The sequence below is a fragment of the Paenibacillus plantarum genome (assembly GCF_013141695.1).
Lineage (GTDB): Bacteria > Bacillota > Bacilli > Paenibacillales > NBRC-103111 > Paenibacillus_E > Paenibacillus_E plantarum.
Map to the genome: position 1 here is coordinate 21,048 of NZ_WHNY01000080.1, position 24,094 is coordinate 45,141.

Consider the following 24,094-nt stretch of genomic DNA (forward strand, 5'->3'; position numbering starts at 1 on the left):
ATTTAGAAAATGGAAATTAGAAGAGTCGGGTCACAACCTTCAGGAAAAGGACCATCGGATTATTTTACAGGCACGGTTCGTATCGATCCACTGTTTGAAGCAGCGGAGCCTGCACGCGTAGCTGGAGCCAGCGTAACGTTCGAACCAAGTGCACGGACAGCATGGCACACGCATCCACTTGGGCAAACGCTAATCGTAACAGCTGGCAAAGGGCGAGTACAACGCTGGGGAGGTCAAATTGAGGAAATTAGTCCTGGTGACGTGGTTTGGTTTCCACCCGGCGAGAAACATTGGCATGGCGCTTCGCCTACCACAGCAATGACGCATACAGCCATTCATGAACGGCTTGACGGAAAGGCCGTCGAATGGATGGAAAAAGTGAGTGAGGAACAATATAACTATTAAAACACGAGCACGTTGCATAAATATCCATCATTTCTAAGACTTTCAATGACTTTCAATAGATATTCAGATGTAACATTGCCGCGTATATCGCGGCTTTTTGTTTTATGAGATAAGATTTCTTGTCAAACCCAATGATAAGAACAGAAGAATCGTAGGAAAGGTAGCGTTATTTACGATTAAACTAATGGGCAGCATTCTACTCAAAATGAACGAATTAATCAATTCACTTATTCTACCTTAATTATCGGAGTCGACATCGCAAAATTCAAACATGTGGCTCGTGCGCAAGACTTCCGCGGAGTCGAGTTCGGGAAGCCGCTTTCGTTTGAAAATAATCGAGAAGGCTTTGATATCCTAAAAGAAAAGCAAGTGAAGTACGGTGTGGTGAATCCATTACACGTGAAGAAAAGCAAAGAACTAGACGACAATTCTCCTACGAAGAATGACACTAAAGATGCGAAAGTGATTGCACAGCTGGTCAAAGACGGGAGATACGCCGTACCTAGCCTTCCTAAGGGCATTTATGCCAAGTCTTATTTGGCATATTAACAAAAGGACACGAATTCAGTGAAGAAAAAATGATACAGGATATCCCTCGATTTACAGAGTTACCGCAAGCAGCTTAAGTAGGGAAACTCAGTGTTGATGATCTAAGCAAAGGAAAGATAACAAGAAGCACGGATGAGTCGGAAAGGCACTATCCATACGGACGAAGATCCTGTCGGGCAGCATATCTGACCTCCACCTCATGGACAGGTTGAATGAAGGAATGTGGGAGCGTAGACTCTGCGAGATGTGGGAGGGTTGACCGCCATGAGCTCATGTGGAGATCCATAGGTGCAACCATACATTACCATATGATCCACTTTTTATATCAGGTGGTTTAGGTGGAGCGTTTTTTGCCCTTCAGGATATCCATAAATTTCTTCCTCTACAACTTCGTACCATTGAAATGTTATCTGCTAAAAAGAAAATTTGGTCAAAATCTAAGAAAACGAGAACAATTTAGAGCTTAGCGATTGTCCATAGAGGGAGGATAGTTTAAAGATAAATATTCACACCAGAACAAGTGATCGGTATTATATAGGGGGATTGAACAAACAGCCAAAGGGGGTTTTTAATTGGAATTTGGACTTTCCCATAATAAGTTTAACGATAAAAGACCAGGATCCCTTGTTAGTACGATTACTGGAGTGTTAGAACTTCTTTGGTCATTGTATGCGAATATTGGGAAAGCCAGGGGGAACAACGGTACTTGGTCTTTACGAGAAGACACTCCTAATTACTCGACATGTCCTACATGTAACGGCACAGGCACTGTTATTGGTGATATTGATCCAATTCGTATGGTCGCAACCGAACTTTCACTTAAAAAAGGAGCGGTACTTTTATGGGCGGGTACTAACTGCAGACCTGTTGTAAAGATTAGAGAATTGGCCAAAGTGATCGGAATTGACTTTGAAAAGCCACTTGCTGAGCAGGATAAGCAATTTACCGATATTTTACTTTATGGAAATGATAAGGAACCTGTAACATACACTGAAATTGGTGATATTATTCTATCTACACTTAATACATGAACAGGAAGTGGAAAACTAGTGGGGTTGCCAGTTATTAACGAAGAATTGGCTAAACGTATTGTAGATAGTGAAACTGATTACTTTACCTCAAGGATTAGTTCCATTGGTGAACGAAGTGGCAATCCGGAAGGAGTCGAAGTTAGGCAACTCGGAAATACAACTGCTTTTTATATCAAAAAGATGCCTTGGGGGTTATTCAATTCAGTAAAGGGGTTCTCACAGGACGATATAGACAAACTGGAAGCGGTTACTACCTTTTACCGTGAAAGAAACAGAGCTTTTCAGTTAGATATAAATCCTATTGGTATTAATCTTAAGATGTTAAGGCAATTAACTGAAAAAGGATTATTTCAAGATAGCTTTCATTCTGTTCTGTATGGTCTACCCAGATGCGAGTTACCCAAACTACCCTCAAATATAAAAATACGTCAAATTGATACTGAGGCGGATTTTGACCTCTTTGCAGGCATACATTGTATCGGGTCTGGAATGGATATCGTACATAAACATCACTTTGTAAATAACAATATCGGTTTGCTTAATCGCCCTGGTTGGAAATTGTTCTTAGCCTTATGGGATGACGTACCAGCTGCTGTTGCTGTTATGCATATCAGCAACAATATTGCCTCTTTCACATTAGCTGCAACGGCTCCTGCATTTAGGCGGAAAGGTCTACAAACTTCACTGTTACTGTGGCGAATGTACGAAGCATATAAATCTAACTCTGAACTTGTAGTTGCTCAAGCAAGCTTTGGTAGCTCCAGTCAAAATAATATGGAACGAGTCGGTATGCAAATCGCGTGGACACGATCAGTTTGGCTACCCATTAACTAATAATAAAGTGAGGGGATCATTGAATGTCCAATATAATATGCCAGAATTAGTAAAAGATTTTGTTTACAATGCTCATGCTGATTTCGATAAAGTCAAGGAATTACTTGAACAACAAACCAGGATTAATTAATGCTGCTTGGGATTGGGGAAATGGTGACTGGGAAACTGCACTAGGTGCAGCCGCACATATGGGAAAACGTGATATAGCTCTTTATCTGTTGGAAAAAGGGGCAAGAATCGATTTATTCTCTGCTGCAATGTTAGGCAAACTTGGTATTGTAAAAGCGATAATTAATGACGATCCGGAAACTCTTCATTTGTCAGGTCCTCACACAATTCCATTGACAGCTCACGCAAAAGCTGGTGGAGATCATTCAATTGAAGTTGTTCAATATCTCGAATCATTTCAGTGAAAATATTATAGTAAACAACGCTTCCATCAAGGATTAAGTAAACGGGAGACGTTAGTACAAAATTAACCAGGGAGCAGATCGCCGCGGCGGCTGCTCCTTTTGTCATTAAGCTAAGGGCAGGATAACGCAACAAACCCTTTCCCATGAAAGATTGTTGGGTTATTCACTCGAAATCTTCTACCAGATAATCAGTGAAGTTGTAGGGAATATAATATCCCTTATCATCCATATCAGCAGTGGTTAAATGACACCGATGTTACAAAAATGTAACATCAATCTAAATAATGTTATTTGATTCGATGGTAGAGCATCTAATTTTCTTTTAATATGTTTTAAAAAGAGATTGGATGGTGCTGAGTTTGGATATTTTAGAAATTAATTTATCATTGTTTAGGTTGGTTAATGACTTAGGAAAAGAATATCCCTTTTTGAATCCCACATTTATTTTTATTGCTGAATATATGGTTTTTTTACTTGCACTAAATGTTATTATTATTTGGTTTACAAGAGATGTGGACAATAGAATTATGATTCTTTGTGCATCAATCGCTTTCATTTGTGCCTTTACGGTAGGAAAGGTTTCAGGGGTATTTCACTCGAATTATCAACCTTTTGTTGAATTAAATGACGTTAATAAACTGATACATAAAGAAAAAGACAATTCTTTTCCAAGTGACCATACAATTTTATTCTTCTCATATTGTTTTTCATTCTGGCTTTTTAAAAGAGGTTGGTCAATTTTATGGGTATTGTTAGCTGTTCTAGTGGGAGTCTCCCGTATATGGGTTGGGGTTCATTATCCTTTAGATATTTTAACAGGAATATTAATTAGCCTAACTGCTGCAACTTCTATATATTTAATATTCCCTAAACTTAATGTTACTCAGGCCACCATAAAATTTTATGAAAAATATGAAAACAAGCTTCTTCTTCTGTTCAAAAGAACAATGAGAAACAAGTCAAAAAACTTTTAGATTTATTCAAAAATCAAGTGTTTCGTTTAGTTGTCGGGGTAAGAGGTTCGGGCTCGCGCCACTTATACCTTTTTGGCGATGTCTGCCCCAACGACCAGTGCTTTTTCGGTAATTCGTGGAATTATACGAATAATGCTAACAATGAGATTGTGCAGCGAATTGGCTTACAAACAAAGGATCTAATGTTGTCCTAGTGAATCCGGCCACGACCAAAAAAACAAGGAGAATCGAGATAATAGTCCTTCCAAGAGATATCCGAAGGATACGCTTGTCATCACGGACATTGTAAGCCGTGGTTATTATTATGAACATACGCGGCAGACTCAAGAGTTCCAAAGACTACGCACCCTGATGAGTGATCGAGAGTTTTGGGTCGCCTATAGTGTCCGGTTGCAGAATCGAATTATTCGCTGGTTGGATATTCGCTTCCCAGAGTATACATCGGTGTTTAAGGATTGGACTTGCAAACTTTCAATGGCTACATTGAAAGAGATACCATTACTGCAGGATCTCGCGTCTCAATCCATAGACGATATGATTACGACTTGGAGAAAGCATATGAGTAGAGCAGGTGGATCTACAGGCACTCAGAAAGCTGCTGAACATATTTCTCAAGCCAAACGGAGTGGGGGGATGTCACGACTTTAGCTGAGGCAAAGCAAGATTTAGAACGATTAATCGCAGAGTACGAGCGCATCGTGGAAATGCTAGGGGACGTTCAAAAGCAAATTCTATCCATACTTAGTGAGATTCCGATGGCAAGTCAGCTTCGCTCCATTAAGGGCATTGGTCCCATCTTTATTGCAGCGATTTTAGCTGGCGCAGCTGACCTTAGACAGTATGCGCATGGACGTCAGTTACTACGAAAAGCTGGTCTTAATCTAGCTGAAAGTACGTCGGGAAAACGAAAGGGACAGATCGTTATATCAAAGCGAGGGGATTTAACCTTACGCAAATATTTGTTTCTCGCTACCATACAGCTGATTGGTGTCAATCCTGTATTTCGAGAGTTACATGAGTATAACGTTAAAGTTAAGCATATGAAGAAGCTCAGATCCGTATTTAAACTGCTTGGAAAAGTAGCCCGAATCTTAATCAGTATTGTCCAGAAAGGTGAAACATTTACACCTGAAAAGGCAAGTCATATCATTGCGTAAGCTGCATAACTGGAAATACCACGTCTTTTGACTCATTCGCAGGATTCTAAAAAGAAAGCACGGAGAACCGAGTTCCTGTCCGAGAAGGGCTTTGACCCGTCCGCTAAACGCAATCGGTCTCCACACCTTGGATAAGTATAACGATGGAAGATTAGGGCCTAGACCCGTAGAGCCATGGGATGGTAAACTTCCAGGTATTCGTGGAATATGCGCGCAGTAGAGTAAAATTTAGGGGAATGATTTAGGGGAATTGATTTACGGCTCCTCTGTTCCCGCACGCCTTAAATGCAAGAATTATATCCATAGGACTTCGTTCTCTAAGATATTGTTACTTTCAAGGTGATGAAATCCTGCGAATGAGCGAGTATACGTTAGATAAACCATTAAAACCAAGGGAGGGGTAGGATAGTTCAATTAAAATTAATAATTCTCTTGCTCAAATATTACAGATTATTCCATAATTAAACATCCTATAAGAAAGAGAGTGATTAAAATGAAAATATTTAATTTATTTTTCCGTAGAACGAATTTAGAGGTGCGGAAGGGATAATCATTTTCTAAAGTCCCTTTCTAAGATATCAAATATGGAGGGGAAATAACTATATGTCTTTCAGTAAATATGGTGCATTATGTACAGAGGTATATGACCACACAAAGAAAATTGATGATTCTTTTGGTAGGGATGTAGAGTAAGAAAGGTGGGAGATTTTTGATAGAAACAAAACGTCTTATAATTAGAGAAATGGTGCAGTCCGATTATGATGCATTGTGCGGAATATTGTGTGATGAGGAAGTAATGCGTGCTGCTTATGAAAGTGCATTCAACTTAGAAGAAGCACAAAATTGGCTTAACAGACATCTTAAAAGATATGAAAAGTATGGTTTTGGACTTTGGGCTGTTGTATTAAAAGAAACAAACGAAATGATTGGTCAATGTGGCTTGACAATGCAAGACTGGAGAGAAAAAGAAATTTTGGAAATAGGATATTTGTTTCAAAAAGTGTATTGGCACAAAGGTTACGCAACAGAAGCGGCAATTGCTTGCAAGGAATACGCTTTCTTAGTTCTTAATGCAAGTAGCGTTTATTCTATTATTAGGGACACAAATATAGCCCCTCAGAAAGTTGCTGTTCGAAACGGTATGAATATTATTGATAAAGATATTAAGAATTTTAGGAATATAGATATGGAATTTTTTCTGTATTCTGTAGAGCGAACAAAATGAGCATAATACGAAGTAAAAACAATTGATAATGTAATATGCCTTTAAGAGGACCCAGCCAGGTGTACTTAGATATAAATATAGGATTAAATCTGAAGCCATGTCGTTAAACTAACTGGGACCGTTACTTCAATAGGGATCGTCGGCTGCCGCGCAGTCTGGACGGTCCCTATTTCATTAAAGGGCAGGTTTGCTCGTCCTCAGCTCGTATTCAACTCTGGAAAAATGAAACAAATTTACTTGTTTTTCGTATAAGAAAAAGAGGTGATGAAGTAATGAGGAAATTTTTGATCGTAATGGCATGCATCATATTTATTCTGGGTTGTTCAAAAAACACTGATAATAAAGATTCTAAAATTCTTCCCGTCGATACTGCATTAACCAATCAAAACGGCTTAGAAAATTGGAAATTAGTAATGATTTCAAAAATCAATGCTCTAGGACGACAGGGTTACGATATTGAATTTATGTATACAGGGAGTGCTTCTGTTAAAAGTGTAGTTGTATATTATCGAGTGGATACAAAAGAAAAGCTTTCAGGTAAAACTGTAAAAGCTGATTCAAAAACAGTTGTTTCAAAATTAGAATCGAATGAAAAAATAACGTTATCCGATTTAGAGTTACCGATTAATATACCTGTTTCGGTAGAAGTGGATTGGCTAGAAGGAAACCATATTAATAAGGGAACGGGTACTTTTAACATTACAGAATCAAAACAAAAATAGTTTTGTTCCACTTTACTAACGGGAAACGATAGATGAATAAAGACACATAAGCAGCTGGGCACGAAAAGGGGTACAGCAATAATGAAACGTTATGTAAATTCAGCACTTATTTTTAGTGTTGCTGCATTAATTAGTGTCATTTACATCTCACAGCTACTTGGTATTATCTGTGGAATTATTAGTATAGTACTAAGTCTGCTACACATGAAGACTGAGAAAAAGAGATGTATAGTTGCTATTACAATCAGTACAATTACAATTTTGGTACCTATCGTCTTGGTACTAGCCCTAGTTAATTCGCTCGACGGATTTTAATAGTATAGACTGGCAGGAATTAACCTAATGGATATCGATAGCTCAATAAAAAATAAACGACACAATTTAGGTGTCGTTTATTTTTTTCATTCAAACCCTTACGATAAGCCTCTACAGCAGTCTGGCGCGAGCTATATCCAGTTCATCCTTAGTGTATTGGTCAGAACGAATTAAGTTTTGATACACTAGAGGGGTGGACAAAAAGATAGTTCGATCCTAAAGTTACACGAAAAAGAAATATCAAATAATTATCAAGAATACACCAGACTTGAATGTATACCTTGTAACCGAGGAGTAGGAAATAGGAGATAGTATGAATGAATATACCGATTTTTTAGAAAAGCATATGGGAAAAATTCAATATGGTTGGACTAGTAATGAAAGTAATCAAAAACTTCCGTTCCAAATTGTAAAGTATGCTGGGGGACCTTTTTCAGGGACCGTTTCATATTCAACATTAGGACTTAGCAATGAAGAGTTAAGATCTTCTGTATCTGGAAAACAAATACGACAAGAACTAATATTTACTTCGTATGCATTCCACGGAGATAATAATATTCCTGGTATTCTTCAACAAATAGGTCAGCAAGCATTGAAAAACAAAACTGCTTTTTTAAGAGGTGATGTTATAGGTCCTTATGGCCAACTGTTTGATAAGTCGGAACTAGAAGCATTATATGTCACATGCCCAGTTTATTTCCCAGATGAATTTCAAACATATACTACTGAAAATAAGACATCAATCGTACAATCATGGATAGTACCAATAACCTCTAAAGAAGGAACGATAGCACAATAAACAGGGAGCAGATTGCCGCGGCAGCTGCTCCCTGATTTCATTAAAGTAACGGGCAGGTTTGTTACAATAATCACTATCACAATTTACTAGCTTGACTGAGGCGTACGTTAAGGAGATTGCCAGTTTTTCTTTTTACCTTATTCGATTATAGTAAACATAGGAATATTATTCTAAAATGGAATAGGGTGTTTCTTATGGTAGTTGGCGAACGGATTGGCAGAGGCAACACTGCGGATATTTATGCATTAGGGGCGAAACAGGTCCTTAAAGTATTTCGCGAGCCTAAACTGCTTGACCTGGAGCGGAATATTAGTAACGCTATTGAGGAGTTGGCGGTAGGTGCCCCGATATTTTATGGAACCGTAGAAACTGACGGTCTTACCGGACTTGCATATGAGAGGATCCTGGGACCTTCCATGCTAGAGATTCTATTGGGTAAGCCGGAAAAAGCTGCAGAATACGGCCGTCAACTGGCTCAACTTCACACCAAGATACACGGCGTCAAGGCAACCGGTCGTTTGGAATCAATTAAAAGTCGACTGACTTATATGATCAGCGGCATTCGTCACGTCGGCTTCGAGCCGCTACGAGAGGTGATCGAAAGCCGTCTATCCAAGCTTCCCGGGGGTGATCATCTTTGTCACGGTGACTTCCATCCTGGCAATGTGCTTATAAGTCAAAGGGGGCCTGTCGTCATCGACTGGATGACCGCAGTATGTGGTCCGGCACAAGCCGATGTAGCCAGAACGATCATTATACTGCGTCACGCGGTCTTGCCGGAGGAGCTTTCCGAGGTCGTTATCCAGACGTTTGGTCAACTTAGAACAATATTACTTCAAACGTACGAGGACACATATCTCGAACTGACCGGATACAGCCGGGAGGAGATCGCTAAGTGGGAGCTTCCGCTAATGGCGGCACGCCTAGGTGAGAGCATTCCGGAGGAGGAGCAACGCACTCTGCTCGATATAATACAGCGCCAGTTAAACTAGTTTTCATCACTTAGAGAATTAAGCTAACGAAAAACGTTACTTCAATATACTACAAAATGAGGCTGCCACCGCAAAACGATTGGCAGCCTCATTAAGCTATTGGGCAGTTTAAAACAATGAATCTCCTAAACAAAAAACTAATATGGTACAATAATCCAAAACGGTAAAATACGATAACGGATGTGACCCGGATGGAAAAAATACGACTTCGTGCGTGTGCATTGATTATTAAGGATGATGCCATTTTACTTATCGAGTACAAGAATGATAATGGTGACGGTGTCCATTACAATCTTCCTGCAGGTGGTGTTGAGCCAGGTGAAACCTTTGTTGAAGCTGTGAGAAGGGAAGCAAAAGAAGAGGCATGTGTCGACGTAGAAGTCGGTCCTGTTGCCTTTGTTTACGAATATCAACCAATTAAAAGCAATTATATATATGGCGATACCCACTCTGTGGGGATTACATTTAAATGTGAATTGAACTCAGGATCATATCCCAAGCTTCCACAAAAGCCAGATCCTAATCAAACAGATGTTAAATGGATTCCGATTTCGGAGTTGCATAGGATTCAACTGTACCCAGAAATTAACCAAGACATTGTTGATTATTACAGTGGTAATACGTATCGCAATTATGTTGAAGAACAAGAGATACAACAAAAGCTGTTACGTTAACTGGGAGCGAGAGTTTAATAATACCGGAACAGGCTATCGAGGGCTTGATATCGGTATCCTATTACGGTGACGGGCAAACGTTTGATAGGAGGATTTATGTCAACTCACATTTATTTTGTTCGTCATGGTATAGCTCCATTTTCACTGGAACTTGAATTAGCAGGAGGAGCAAGTCTCTCCAAACAAGGAAAATTAGACGCAAAAAAAGTAGCTGAGTTGTAGGTAATGAAAAAATAGATGTTATTGTTTCTAGTTCATATAATCGAGCAAAAGAAACGGTTACTCCTTTGGCGGAGCTGTTAGAGAAAGAGATTATATTTTGGAAGCAAACAAGCAAACCTGATGTATATAGACTTGAATTTAAAGAAAACAAATTAATAAATGTTAAAAGATTATGGACATCATCCTAGGTAAGCTGACAAAGCTAACGTAAACGATACTTGAACGGCTGCCGCGAAGCAGCCTTTATTACGTTAACGGGCAGGTCTGTATGGTAAAATAGGGAAACCTAGCTACTTCCAGCCTTATGATTGCTTAGTAAAGGAAACCTAAGTTTGGTTTGAATACGGAAGTCTGCTGAGAGCAGAATCGGAGGAATAGGTTGAGACGGTTCACAGTGGAACGCGAAGCACCTGATTACCATGAGTGGCGTAAGAAGAACCCATTAGGATTTGTCCTTAACATAAACACATGGAGTGCTACTTCAGCGTCTACCACAACCATCATTCATGATGCCGTTGGTTGTTCATTTTTAAACCTATCACGCACGGGAAATAGGGAACGACATGGTACGAAAGAACATCCAAAGCTTATGTTCAACGTACATTCAGGAGCTGGTGAAGGAAATGCTTAGAAAGGGAGTTGTCCATTGAAGAGAAAAGGCATAAAAATAGCTAAGATAACTATATTGACTGTTGTTCTTCTTGTTGCGGTCGGATTAATTTCCCCTACATGGACACCTGCAATTAAAGGCGACAACAGCATAAGTTTATTAGAGCAGATCGACATCAACGGCACTAGGCATGAAGTAATGATTAGGGGGAACGACCGGCGCAATCCGATAGTGATCTTTGTGCATGGCGGCCCAGGTTGTTCCGAAATTCCGTATGTACGGAAATACCAAAGATTGCTTGAGAAAAATTTTACAATTGTACACTATGATCAACGAGGCAGTGGGAAATCATATCATTTCTTTGAAGACTACTCCAATTTATCAACAGACTTGCTCGTGAATGATTTATTGGAGCTTACAGATGATGTGAAAGAGATGTTGGGACAATCGAAAGTGCTGCTGATAGGTCATTCTTTTGGTACATACATAGGGATGAAAGCTGCGGCTAAAGCCCCGGAGAAATTTGTTGCTTATATTGGTATTGGACAGGTTGCTGCTCATGTGCAAAGCGAATTGGACAGTTTGGATTATACTATAGACCAAGCAAAGCAAGCAGGGAATCAAAAAGATGCGGTACAATTAGAACAGCTTCGAGATCCCATCGAACGAGGGGAACAATTTACCCCTAGAGACATGATTCGGAAATACGGCGGAGCAGCACGATTAATTGACGATAACAGGGATTATTATACAGGCTTTCTTTTTAATCGGGAATATAATTTACTTGATGTCATTCGTTATATGAAGGGGGTTTCGATCTCGCAGCAAATCTTATTGGAGGAAGAGTCAAAAAATCATATAACAGACATTGTCGATAGATTGGAGATTCCCTTTTATTTTGTCATGGGGCAATATGATTACATGACATCCGTAAATGCGGCAAGAGACTATTTTAATGTGCTGGAAGCATCTAAAAAGGATTTTGTTATTTTCAAAGAGTCAGCTCATTATCCACAGTTCGAGGAAAAAGAGTTATTTGCGGAATGGTTGAACGCTACATGGAGAGATATGGCTATCTAAGTGATTGTTCTTTGAAATTCACAATCCCATAATGAGGGCTGTGAAACTGACCACGGAGGGAGCAGGCACCGATGAGGTCAGGGGTTCGATCAGGCTCCATTGATCGAAGAGTAACCCAATGATCAAGCGTTATTGGGAGCCTACATAAATGGGGAGCCATTCCTGTTCCAGCCACTTGGTATGTCTCCTTAAGCTAACGAAAGAACGAGAGTTCAATCTGGCAGCTGACCTTAATGGTACGGCTGCCTTTTTTTCAACTAAAAGGGAGCCTCACGTTTTTAGAAGTGAGGGCTTTTTTTGTCTTTTGGCGCGCGCTAGGGAATGGGGATCAAGTTCTTGTCATTAGAGGCCGCGTAAATAGCGGTTTTTTCGTTTTATGGGATAAAGTTCTTGTCAAAACCAAATGACAAGAACTTTATCCCATTCCCGATTTTGACAAGAATATTATCTCATTCCCGATGGACAGGATTGGAGACTTTTTGTTGGCCATCGGATCGGTTGCCTTTTCTAAATTAACGGGCAGAAGAGTGTAGCCCACTAGAAATATTATGCGAACGCACGTTCTTTACAATTTCACCAGTTACGGGTATTATTAACATTATTTAAAAGGTATATAGGAGGATTAATATGGCTGATAAAGAAGTACTGGACTATGGAGTAATAATCGAAGAAATAACGAGGTTTAAAAAGCTAGATGAACCTCGTTTCCTCGAACCAATAAGTGAAGGCAAATGGTCAGTTAAGGAAATAATAGGTCATCTATTTTATTGGGATAAATTCATCCAGGAGAAACATTTTCCATATATAAATCAAGGAGCTGTATTAATCTCATTTCCGGACCATGATGAGCATAATAGTGAGGCTATTCAATATATCAGTGTTTTTAAAACTACTGGCTCTTTAATAGATGAGTTTGTTGAGAAAAGAAGACAGTTAATTGAAATGATGTCTGGAATCGGGAGTGATGTAATATTTACAATTGGTTCGGGGAATCGTCAATTTACAATTGAGTCTTATCTAAAGATATTTATTGACCACGACATTCATCATCTTAAACAAATACAAGTACGATTAAGCTAAGCAGTGGACTATATCGCAATAAACAGGGAGCAGATTGCCGCGGCAGTTGCTCCCTGTTTTCATTAAAGAGTTATGCGTGGTTACAGGATACCCTAATCATCCACGACGGCAGCCAGTCGGCTGCCGTTTTCTCAAGTAATAGGAGGTTTAAGTAGTTCAGGGGCGAATACTAATTCTGGCCAGTTCAGCATATCCGTCTCGGGGACATTCATTCTAGCACACCAAGTAGCGAATTCGAACGGCTTTCCTGTCTGCATCAGCTGTTCCACCCGGAAGCCGGTCAGCTCGATGCGACGAATCCACTACGTTTTTTTCCAAGTGCGGAAGTGGCTGGGGTCTCGCCGTTGTTCAATATCATTATAGAGGGTGTCGATCCGCTTCTGGAGAGATGTTGTCCATTAGAATAAAGCTTCCGCCGTACTTCAATACGCGCCATGCTTCCTCTACGAATCGGTCGGGGTCAGGAAAGTGATGGGCGGCGATTCGGCAGCTGACCATATCGAATTGTTCTTTGGCAAAGGGAAGATTCTCCGCGTCCCCAACAACGTACCTGATATTCGTGCAGCCCTTCTTGGTAAGGAAAACTTCCGCTTCTTGCAACATCTCGGTAGTAATGTCCAGCGTGGTCACTTCACCGACAAAGGAGGCCAACGCCAAGGCGCAATGTCCGCCTCCGGTTGCGATATCGAGCGCCTGCGCGGCATTCTCCGGTTGAGCCCACTCGACTAATGTTTTCAAATCTTGGCCGGATGCATGACGTGGGCTAACGACATATTTAGAAGCGTTAGCTCCAAATTGGGCTTTAATCATGATCCTTTGTATCCATTCCATCACTCCTCCAATGTTTCATTGTATGAAACTCGGTTTCAAAAAACGAACCTATAATGGTAACATATCATGCTTAATTATAATTGTAAAGACGGAGACTCTGGTCTTACTAACGGTTGGATCAGTCCCTTTATGGCTGCGATCTTCATGCGAAAGGACGTTGGCTCTTCGATTCGGCACAGCAACTCGAGGGCGTAGAAATGATTGCCGTGGACAATTTTAAGGCCATTCTGATGCACCGTATGAAGGGACTTGCGGATGCCACTATCCGTCCTTGCGGATTGGAGCCTGTAGCATGGCATGCTGAACAGGAGATCGAAACAATCCAGCTTCTAGCTATTGCGGAGCTCGCGTCTGCAACTGGACGTTTGATAACCCTAAGTATTAAAGATGAGGCTTGCATATACGTGCGGCCTCTTTATTTTCGTAAAAATCATGAAGGAGTGTTTTAATAATATAAATAACGTACTTTAGCAAGCACCAGTTAAAATAATAAATTGATTCTGGGAAGCTAATACTACTATCGCGATAGTAACTGTCATTAGATCAGCAAGTGAGAGGAGAGATTAATCATGTTACATTATTACTTTTCTGATAAAGCTCATATTTTTTGGGATGATGTGATTGAATCTGTAGTGATTCGCTGGAGTTATTTAGCTCATGAGGAAGATTTTCGCCTCCCCCTTAATAAATTAGTTGAACTTGCAGCGATAAAAAAGGCGAAAAAAGCATTGTTCGATGAAAGCCATAGTCTGTTTATAGCAAAGGAGACACAATGGTTGTCTGACGAATGGTTTCCTAGATTATTAGACGCTGGCATAGAAATTATAGCTATCGTCTTTCCAGAGAAAACAGTTCCTAATATCGACGTAGGACAATCTATTGAAAAGAAAGATTCAACTGAATTGATTTATCGTGAATTCGATAATATTCATAGTGCAGTCAGCTGGCTATCATCAGTACCGATAGGGTGCGTTAATTAGCAATTGAAATGACTTAAAAAAGTTTACAGTCATGCAAACATAAATTTTACTAATGATATTATACAAAACTGGGGATAATTTCATTGTCCCGGAATTCTCGTTATACCGGACGACAGTAAGACAAGAAATTGTATAAACTGATCTCCGGAGGGGCCAATGGTAAATAATACGGATAAAATTTGTCAAAGAGCGCGAGAACTTGCCTTACAGCATACGCCAACGTTAGTGCGAATCCAGCCTAAATACATATGGAATCAATTTGAGAAGAACATAGAGAGTTTAAGGGATTTTGTTATATCGTTGCAAAACAGTCCCGCAAGTTGTGCCTTACCAGCGGAAGAATGGCTGCTTGATAATGCTGAATTTATTGAGGAACAAGCAATAGAAGTAAAAGCTAATTTTACCAACCGCTCTTTTAATTACTTACCTTCTTTTCAAAAGAAGGGTATGTTACGAATCCAGAATCTTTGTGAGGATTATTTGGAGCAAGTTGACGGTATATTGGATGAGGAAACCCTTGTATCCTATATGAACGCATATCAAGAAGTATCGGCGTTGAAACTTGCTGAAACCTGTTCCATCTCACTCATACTAAGGATGTCTTTGATAGGAAGGCTATCTGAAACGATGGCACTTGTCCGGGAACGTCGGGAGGTTTGCGTAGAAGTTGAACAGTTACTTTCAAGAATAGAACCTACCAAGTTAAATCCAGAGACGATTAACGCAGTCTTAGAAGAAGCAGAGCAACAAGTACCGCTATCAGGTCCATGGATCGTCCATTTGATTAGTCACTTGCGGGAGTGGGCAGAGGATTCAGCGACAGTGCGGGAATGGTTAGTTTGCAAATTAGAGAATAGTTCTATGGATCTGGACCGCATTGTATCGTACGAGCATCAGCTTCAATCCTCCTTTCAGGTTAAGGCAGGTAATTTAATCAGCAGCTTGCGAAAAAATGAGCGTATGGATTGGAATAGCTTATTTGAACGCATTAGCTTGTTAGATCAAACGTTTCGTCAGGATCGTACAGGTGACTATTCGCGGCTTGATTCTTATAGCAAGAACGAAATCCTTCATCGAGTTGAAAAATTAGCGCACCGTATGCGTATACCCGAAAATTTGATTGCAAAAACTGCAGCAGCTCTTTCGAATGAAGAGAATGATCGGTGGAGTGAAAAAAGAGGGCAGGCAGATGACTTACCACGATCGACGTTTGTGGCTTACTTTTTATTTGAACCAGCTGGAATTAAGAAGTTAGAGCATTCCTTGCGATTATGCAGTAAAACTAGACAAGTGCGTGGAATAGGTATTGCCAAAAGATCAACTGGTACCTATTTATCTTTGCTAATCGGATTGTTCGCGCTTGCACTGATAGCATCTGCTTTTTGGATTGGGGGAGATCGTGGATTAACACCGTTAGGGTGGGTAGTTGTTTTACTTATGCTTTCCCTTCCTGTAAGCGAATGGGTCATTACTTGGCTCCACTTTGGTATTGAGAGAATGATACGCCCTCGGCCTTTGCTGCGTTATGATTTTTCAAACGGAGTACCTTCCAATGCAACCACGATGGTCGTCATTCCTGCCATATGGTCGACAACAGAGGAAGTAGAAGAGCTTGTTGATCGTCTGGAAATTCATTATTTAGCCAACCGCGATCCGAACATACATTACGCTCTTTTGGGTGATTTTACTGATGCTGCGGAAGAAACGCTTCACAAAGACGAAGCGCTTGTTACTTTTACCAAAGAAAAAATTGCGATTCTCAACCGTATGTATGCGATCCCAGAAGGAGCAACCTTTCATTATTTCCAGCGCCGCAGAAAGTGGAACCCTGCTGAGGAAGTATTCATGGGATGGGAACGAAAACGCGGAAAATTGGTGGAGTTTGTCGAACTGCTGAAAGGAAGCAAAGAGACGAGTTTCGATTCTATGTTAAGTGAAACCGTGGATTTACCGCCAATTCGCTACATCATAACATTGGACGCGGATACACAACTTCCAATGGGAAGCGCACAGAGAATGATTGGTACGCTGCATCTTCCTTACAACAGACCACGCTTAAATCAAGCGCGAACTAGGGTCATTGAAGGATACGGAGTACTGCAGCCTCGGATTGGAACTAGTTATGAGTCAGCCATGCAATCGAGGCTTGCTTACATTTGTTCGGAGCCAGGATTGGACCCGTATGCCTTTGCCGCTTCAGATCCTTACCAGGATGCAATGGAGCAGGGGATTTTTACGGGAAAAGGTATTTTTGATGTGGATATATTTGCAGAGCTTTTATGCGAACGTATTCCTGAAAATACAGTGCTTAGCCACGATTTGCTTGAAGGAGGCTTTCTGCGGGCAGCTCTGCTATCGGATGTTGAACTGATCGATAACCACCCGTCAAAGTTTCTAGCATATCAACAGCGTTTGCACAGGTGGGTCCGAGGAGATTGGCAGATGCTCTGTTGGCTTTTCCCTCATGTTTGCGACCGTCGTGGAACATTAAGACCCGTAGATCTGTCCGCTATTACACGTTGGCAAGTGATCGATAACTTGCGCCGCAGCTTACTTCCAATTGCTTATCTCATACTCTTGGCACTTGGTTTAAGTGTTCTGCCTGGATCCTCGGTAGGTTGGTTTTCTTTCATTCTTGCAACCATGCTATTACCGATTATCCGGCAATTTGTTCACATGAAGACCGTCATTTGGCATCCACGGAGGGTGTTGTCAACGGTTTTACACGTCTTAATGAATATTTTGACCTTACCATTCCAAAGTGCGGTTCTGCTCGATGCGATCGGGAAAACCCTATATAGACTGTCAATTAGCAAACGTCGTATGCTTGAATGGACAAGTTCTTCTCAAATTGAACGAAACAATAAGGGAAAACAACAGGCGTTGCTTCTAGGATCACGTGGCGGATATGCATTGATTATCCTCTTTGCCATAGCGGTAGCACTGCAGCAGGAAAGTGCGTTAAGATGGCTGGGTTTCACGCTTGGTTTAATTTGGGCATTAGCTCCTCTCGCTGTCCGCTGGCTGGACCAGCCAATTCCACAGGAAGAGCTGCAATTCACAGATGTGGAAGAAGACCAAATGCGTGTGTTGGCTAAACAAATTTGGGCATTTTATGAGGATTATGCAGGGCCTAAGGATCACTTTCTGCCACCGGATAATGTGCAAATGGATCCTCCAAATGGCGTTGCGCATCGCACGTCTCCAACCAATATTGGTTTCTTGTTGACAGCTGCCTTAGCTGCTCGGGATTTCGGATTTATTGATACTCCCGAGCTTGTGGAGCGTTTAGAACGGACTGTGGGCACCGTCGAAAAGTTAGACAAATGGAACGGGCATCTATATAACTGGTACGATACCATTTCCCTTGATGTACTGCCGCCGGCCTATGTCTCAACAGTGGATTCGGGGAATTTCGTGGCTAGTTTGATGACAGTTAAGCAAGGATTAGCCCATTGGCTAAAGATTGATTTCACACGAAGCAAAAATCCATTTACGTCAATTATTGCTGGCAATTCGGGCTTACAAGTTGAGTTTTCCGTTGAGCTCGATCAAACAAGTCCTGAAGAAGTGACATACATCGGACAAGAAGATCCTCATGTATTTAACGAAGTGAAGCAAGATAGGAACTCATCACCCCAAATAGCCTTTAGTGATTGGCTAGAGCTCGGCAACAAGCTGATCGATCGTCTCGAGACATTGATCATGGAGACCGACTTCAGACCGCTTTATGATTATAAGGCCAAACTTTTCGTACTGGGTTTCCATGCGTCTTCGAACCAGCGGGATAACATTCTCTATGACCTCTTAGCTTCCGAGGCTAGACAGACAAGCTTTGTTGCGATTGCACTAGGGCAAATATCTGTATCCCATTGGAATGCGCTCGGCCGAACGGTAAAAAGGCAAGGGAATCAGATTTCTCTGGTTTCATGGTCCGGTACAATGTTTGAATACTTGATGCCAGGGCTGATTATGCGCACTTATCGGAACACGATCTGGGAAAGTACGTATCGAGGTGTCGTGAACCGACAAATCGAATATGCGCATGAACGGGGTGTCCCTTTCGGTATCTCGGAATCCGGTTATTACGCGTTTGATTATCAAATGAATTACCAATACCGGGCTTTCGGTGTCCCAGGCCTAGGTTTCAAACGCGGTCTTGAGCAAGATTTGGTTCTGGCGCCGTATGCGACAGTCATGGCACTTCCTTTTGCCCTGAGTAAAGGCTTGAACGATTTGCAACGAATGGAGGAACTAGGCGCGCGCGGACAATATGGCTATTATGAGGCCATTGATTTTACCCCTGGACGTATGCCTGAAGGTGATACTTACAAGATCATTCGAAGTTTTATGGCACATCACCAAGGAATGAGTTTACTGACGCTTGCCAATGTATTGCTGCCGAGTAAAATGTATGATCATTTTCATCGCGATAAACGGGTGCAGGCTGCGGAACTCTTGTTACAAGAGCGGATTCCACCACGGAATACGATAATAAATCGTGAATTATCCGGTCAGTCACGAATCGAAAAACCGAAACCGGCTCATATAGCTCCTCTGCGGGAATATGACTCTGCCAATACGGCAGTACCGGAATTAAATATACATTCGAACGGGACACTTACCACGATGATCTCTAATAGCGGCAGCGGGTTCATACGGTTTGAAGGCATGGATGTAACCCGCTGGCGGGAGGACCCAGTGACGGACAACTGGGGAAGTTATATGTATATTCGGGATGTCATATCGGATAAAGTGTGGTCTCCGACTTTTCAACCATGTCGCTTGCCGTCAAATAAGCAACTGGCGCAGTTCGCACAAGATCGATCTACGTTCTTATGTGAAGATGGGGATGTGCACACGACACTTGAAATCTGTGTATCGCCTGATTCGAACGCAGAAGTTCGTCGTTTAACGATTGTCAATAAGGGGAGTGAAGCTCGGACTCTTGAGGTGACGACGTTTCTCGAAATCGCATTAGCGCCTCATAATGCGGATAAAGCGCATCCAGCTTTTACTAAGCTATTTATTGAAACACAATTTGAAGCTGATGCAGAGTGCCTGCTTGCACGTAAACGTCCTCGAGATGGTGGAGAAAAATCCGTATGGGCGTTCCACACGTTAACGACTGGCGGCAGGCCACTTGGGCCGGTAGAATTTGAAACCGATCGTGCACGGTTTATTGGTAGGGGATATACGTTATCAAGACCTAATGGAATCGCAACCCGACTTGGCAGCACGGTTGGGTCGGTGGCTGATCCTGCATTTATCATGCGACGGCGATTAACGCTACAGGCTGGTGAACAAGTTGAATTGACAGCTCTAACTGGCGTAACAGAGTCGAAGGAACAAGCAATAGATATTGTGCAGCAGTTGTCTCAGAAACAACAAATCGAACGATCTTTTCAGCTTGCTTGGACGAGGAGTCAAATTGAAGTTCAGCATTTACATATATCTATTGCCGATCTAGCTGTTTTTCAATTGCTTGCGGGTTGTACGTTGTACGCGGCACCATTACGCCCAGAGCGAGAGAGTAGTATTGCTGTTAACAAAAAGGGACAGCAGGGATTGTGGGCTTACGGGATATCAGGTGACTTGCCCATAGTCATAATACGGGTTTCAGATGCAGTAAATCTATCATTTATTAACAAGCTAATCATTGGATTTGAGTACTTGCGTCATAACAGGCTGTTCATCGATCTTGTGATTTTGAATGAATCTGTCGAGGGATATCAGCAGGATTTGCAGGAAGCCCTTCGGCGCATGGTCGAACAAATCATTAGCGGACAAGGATCAGGGCAAGGGGGCGTTCACGTATTGCCCGTCACTCAATTAGCAGATGGCGACAAGTCATTGTTGTATGCAGTATCCCGTATTGTGCTGCGAGCTGACGGTCCAAGTCTAAAGGCGCAATTAAAAGCATCTGTTCCGAGCTACACTTCGGATGAGACGATTCTGATAACGGCACCACCAAACCGCTTTGCTCCTGCAAAGGCTGTTGAAACGAATGATCTTCTCTTCTTCAACGGTTGGGGAGGTTTTACGGCAGATGGCCGCGAGTACCATATCGTTCTTAAAAACGGTAATTACCTGCCTTCACCATGGATTAACGTCATGGCTAACCCGAAATTCGGATGTATAACATCGGAACTGTACACAGGGTATACATGGTGGCGCAACAGCCGCGAATGTAAATTGACGCCATGGTCAAACGATCCCTCCATCGACCAACAAGGGGAAGTATGCTACTTACGAGACGAGGAAAGCATGGAATATTGGTCGTTGACACCAGCCCGCGAGCAGCCAACTTCCAGCTATAAGGTCGTATATGGTCGTGGGTATACGCGTTATCATCATGAAAGTCATGGTCTTCTGCAAGAAATGACCGTTTTCGTTCCACTGGACGATCCCGTTAAAGTGATCAAATTGCGATTGCAAAACACATCGTCCGAACATCGGAAAATATCGGTCACTTATTATGCTGAATGGGTACTTGGTGTGCACCGTGAAGGGAATGCTTCTTTCATCGTCTCGGAATGGGATTCAGAGAATGAAGTACTGATGGCACGAAATACGTATCAAGAGAATTTCCGCGACGCAACCGCGTTTTTAACGATTCATCCGCAAATGGAAGCATCGGCAGAGTGGGAGAAGGGAAACCATCAGGAAGCTGCTAGTACAAATATGGACATGACATGGACATCGGATCGCTTGGAGTTTATTGGCCGGAACGGCAGTATTGATCATCCTGCTGTCATGAACCGACTTCACTTGTCAGGCACAACTGGGCCAACATACGAGGGCTGTGGAGCTATTCAAACCAAATTCGTAATTAAGCCTAATTCTGAACAAATTGTCTACATCCTACTAGGCTGTGAGGATTCTCGTGAAACCGCGGCGGAGCTTACACAGAAGTATCGTCAAACTCTTGTTTGCGATCAGGCATACGAGGATGTGATAAAGTTTTGGGATGATGCAATGGGCACGATTAGGGTCTCTACACCTAGTCCTGAGATGGATATCATGTTGAATAACTGGTTGCTATACCAGACACTTTCATGCAGGATGTGGGCGCGTTCTGCATTTTATCAAGCGGGTGGGGCTTACGGTTTCCGGGATCAGCTGCAGGATTCACTAGCGTTGCTCCATAGTCGTCCTGACCTCACACGGGCGCAAATTGTACTTCATGCCAGCCACCAATATGAAGAAGGCGATGTTCAACATTGGTGGCATGAGGAAACGCACCGCGGTATCCGTACTCGCTTTTCTGATGATTTGTTGTGGCTACCATATGCTGTGGTCAGGTACATGGAACATACTGAAGATGAGAGCATATTGAACGAAACCGTTCCGTATCTTCAAAGCGAGCCATTAAGTGAAATGGAACATGAACGCTATGAGCCGACCGTGTTGTCCGAGCAAAGCGGTACGATCTTAGATCACTGCTTTCGTGCACTCGACCGAGGTTTACGGTTTGGTGAGCATGGGCTGCCGCTGATCGGAATAGGAGACTGGAACGACGGGATGAGTCGTGTTGGCGCTGAAGGACGAGGCGAAAGCGTGTGGCTCGGCTGGTTCTTGGGTCTTGTTTTGCATGGAATGGCTAATTTATGTGAACAACGCAGTGAGCACGAGCGGGCAGAAAATTACAGGCGGATACAGGACAAACTGGCAGATTCACTTAACGAAAAAGGGTGGGACGGCCAATGGTTCCGACGAGCATTCACCGATTCTGGAGAATGGCTTGGTTCCATCCATAATGCGGAGTGTCGAATTGATGCAATCGCACAATCATGGTCCGTCATTTCAGGTTTGTCGCAGGCAGACAAAGCGTTGCAGGCTATGCGTTCTTTTGATCGTGAGCTTGTAGATCGCAGCTTGTCGGTAGCGCATATTCTGTATCCACCGTTTGATCAAACGGATCCAAGTCCAGGTTACATTCAGGGTTATCCTCCAGGGATCCGTGAGAACGGAGGTCAATACACACACGGTGTAATCTGGAGCATCATTGCTTGGTGTGGGCTTGGTGAAGGAGACAAAGCATTTGAACTATTCCACATGTTGAACCCTATCATGCATACGAAAACGTCATCTGAAGTTCGAAAATATGTGGGTGAGCCTTATGTCATGTCTGCTGACGTGTATACAGAGGAGCCTCATAAAGGTCGTGCTGGATGGACTTGGTATACAGGTGCGTCAGGTTGGATGTACCAAGCCGGCATTGAATGGATTCTCGGTCTGCGCCGTAGAGGAGAACGGTTGTTCATCTGCCCAAGTATGCCAAGAGAATGGCCGGAGTTTGCCGTAATCTACCGTTTCGGAAAATCTGAGTACCACATTACTGTCATAAATTTATTACAAAAGTCCAGTGGACAAACAACGTTATCGATTGATGGAAAGGCAGCCGATATGAAAGAGTTCACTACAGAGGACGGTCCTTTCATCCTATTACATGACGATAATGAAATCCACCAAATCTTACTGTCACTATATTAAATAATGGGTCCCAATCAACGTGATATGTTGATTGGGGGGCTATTAAAGTAAATAATTAGCAGTACCAAAATTACAATGAGGCCGCCGGCATTGAGACTGCAGTCGGCTACTTTCACTAATTAAGCTAACAGGATGTGTTGTGTGTCTATAGCTAAGAGAAAAGCTGAGAAGAGAAGGGTGAGCTGAGGATATGGGTGAAGCAACTAAGAGATTAATGATTTAAATGCACTTCAAATTCTTCAAATTGCTGAGATGGGACTGTTCACCACTACCAAAGGAAAGTGATTCAATCTATCTCAATTTTTATCGTTTGTTTCGTGAAGCCAGCCTGCCTTCATAAAAACGCGGGTGGCTTTTTTTTGCTGCGGAAAAAAAACACTCGGGAATTCGGGAACGGGATCAAGTTCTTGTCATTTATGACATCAAGTCAAGTTCTTGTCATCTGTCGAGTGACAAGAATATAATCCGATTAATATCCGCCAAAATTAGGTTAAATTATTGTTTCAATGCACTAATCAACAAAAAACGTTGGATATAGGTTTATTTAAATGGATAATAACCCGCCAAAATCAGCGGCGGGGGCAATCGGAATAATTTATTGTCATTTATCGGAACAGATTCTTGAGATTCTTGTCATCAGACATCGAATCGCTTTCTATGAAGCGGTCAGTAAAATTACTAATTACGAACGAAATTCGCCTCACT

18 protein-coding genes and 2 pseudogenes are annotated in these 24,094 nt (G+C 42.0%); 19 read left to right on the top strand and 1 reads right to left on the bottom strand.

The genetic code is table 11. From position 1 onward, the window contains the following. Positions 1-9: 9 nt before the first annotated feature. From GC096_RS33125 to GC096_RS33200, 16 genes and pseudogenes are all read left to right on the top strand, one after another. Positions 10-405, top strand: a complete 396-nt coding sequence (locus GC096_RS33125) for a (R)-mandelonitrile lyase (RefSeq protein WP_171636501.1) — start codon at positions 10-12, stop codon at positions 403-405. A gap of 213 nt (positions 406-618) precedes the next feature. Next, positions 619-948, top strand: a pseudogene (locus GC096_RS33130) (IS110 family transposase); the annotation flags it as partial. A gap of 578 nt (positions 949-1,526) precedes the next feature. Next, on the top strand, positions 1,527-1,985 hold the full coding sequence (locus tag GC096_RS33135; protein WP_171636503.1) for a hypothetical protein: 459 nt from the start codon (positions 1,527-1,529) through the stop codon (positions 1,983-1,985). A gap of 18 nt (positions 1,986-2,003) precedes the next feature. Continuing rightward, the gene (locus GC096_RS33140) at positions 2,004-2,819 is read left to right on the top strand and encodes an N-acetyltransferase (protein WP_171636505.1); all 816 of its coding nucleotides are present in this window, start codon (positions 2,004-2,006) and stop codon (positions 2,817-2,819) included. 37 nt (positions 2,820-2,856) lie between these two features. Further along, positions 2,857-3,232 (top strand): annotated as a pseudogene (locus GC096_RS33145) (ankyrin repeat domain-containing protein). A gap of 347 nt (positions 3,233-3,579) precedes the next feature. Further along, entirely contained in the window at positions 3,580-4,206 is a 627-nt protein-coding gene (locus GC096_RS33150) for an undecaprenyl-diphosphatase (RefSeq protein ID WP_171636507.1), read from the top strand. A gap of 351 nt (positions 4,207-4,557) precedes the next feature. After that, complete coding sequence (locus tag GC096_RS38940; protein WP_246303142.1) at positions 4,558-4,854, top strand: hypothetical protein; 297 nt, start codon at positions 4,558-4,560, stop codon at positions 4,852-4,854. Between the two features lie 56 nt (positions 4,855-4,910). Then, complete coding sequence (locus GC096_RS33160; protein ID WP_246303143.1) at positions 4,911-5,363, top strand: transposase; 453 nt, start codon at positions 4,911-4,913, stop codon at positions 5,361-5,363. Between the two features lie 709 nt (positions 5,364-6,072). Continuing rightward, entirely contained in the window at positions 6,073-6,588 is a 516-nt protein-coding gene (locus tag GC096_RS33165) for a GNAT family N-acetyltransferase (protein WP_171636511.1), read from the top strand. Positions 6,589-6,860: 272 nt separating this feature from the next. Then, on the top strand, positions 6,861-7,310 hold the full coding sequence (locus tag GC096_RS33170; RefSeq protein ID WP_171636513.1) for a hypothetical protein: 450 nt from the start codon (positions 6,861-6,863) through the stop codon (positions 7,308-7,310). A 628-nt stretch (positions 7,311-7,938) separates the two neighbouring features. After that, positions 7,939-8,424 (top strand): suppressor of fused domain protein, encoded by a 486-nt coding sequence (locus GC096_RS33175; protein WP_171636515.1) that lies wholly within the window; start codon positions 7,939-7,941, stop codon positions 8,422-8,424. Positions 8,425-8,618: 194 nt separating this feature from the next. Continuing rightward, positions 8,619-9,416, top strand: coding sequence for an aminoglycoside phosphotransferase family protein (locus tag GC096_RS33180; RefSeq protein ID WP_171636517.1), 798 nt, complete (start codon positions 8,619-8,621; stop codon positions 9,414-9,416). A gap of 191 nt (positions 9,417-9,607) precedes the next feature. Continuing rightward, positions 9,608-10,090: an NUDIX domain-containing protein gene (locus GC096_RS33185; RefSeq protein ID WP_171636519.1), complete on the top strand. Its 483-nt coding sequence runs from the start codon at positions 9,608-9,610 to the stop codon at positions 10,088-10,090. Positions 10,091-10,186: 96 nt separating this feature from the next. Next, positions 10,187-10,312: a histidine phosphatase family protein gene (locus GC096_RS39200; RefSeq protein WP_281366857.1), complete on the top strand. Its 126-nt coding sequence runs from the start codon at positions 10,187-10,189 to the stop codon at positions 10,310-10,312. 646 nt (positions 10,313-10,958) lie between these two features. Then, positions 10,959-12,002, top strand: coding sequence for an alpha/beta fold hydrolase (locus GC096_RS33195; RefSeq protein ID WP_171636521.1), 1,044 nt, complete (start codon positions 10,959-10,961; stop codon positions 12,000-12,002). Between the two features lie 627 nt (positions 12,003-12,629). After that, the gene (locus GC096_RS33200) at positions 12,630-13,082 is read left to right on the top strand and encodes a DinB family protein (RefSeq protein WP_171636523.1); all 453 of its coding nucleotides are present in this window, start codon (positions 12,630-12,632) and stop codon (positions 13,080-13,082) included. A gap of 357 nt (positions 13,083-13,439) precedes the next feature. On the opposite strand, the gene GC096_RS33205 is transcribed toward GC096_RS33200, so the two are convergent. After that, complete coding sequence (locus GC096_RS33205) at positions 13,440-13,913, bottom strand: class I SAM-dependent methyltransferase (RefSeq protein ID WP_171636525.1); 474 nt, start codon at positions 13,911-13,913, stop codon at positions 13,440-13,442. A gap of 113 nt (positions 13,914-14,026) precedes the next feature. Here GC096_RS33205 and GC096_RS33210 point away from each other — a divergent pair, with 113 nt between their 5' ends. The 3 genes from GC096_RS33210 to GC096_RS33220 all read left to right on the top strand — a co-directional run bounded on the left by GC096_RS33210 (position 14,027) and on the right by GC096_RS33220 (position 23,389). Beyond that, positions 14,027-14,362 (top strand): hypothetical protein, encoded by a 336-nt coding sequence (locus GC096_RS33210; RefSeq protein ID WP_171636527.1) that lies wholly within the window; start codon positions 14,027-14,029, stop codon positions 14,360-14,362. 120 nt (positions 14,363-14,482) lie between these two features. Further along, positions 14,483-14,893, top strand: a complete 411-nt coding sequence (locus GC096_RS33215) for a hypothetical protein (RefSeq protein ID WP_171636529.1) — start codon at positions 14,483-14,485, stop codon at positions 14,891-14,893. A gap of 156 nt (positions 14,894-15,049) precedes the next feature. Continuing rightward, complete coding sequence (locus GC096_RS33220; protein ID WP_171636531.1) at positions 15,050-23,389, top strand: glycoside hydrolase family 94 protein; 8,340 nt, start codon at positions 15,050-15,052, stop codon at positions 23,387-23,389. The last annotated feature ends 705 nt before the right edge of the window (positions 23,390-24,094 follow it).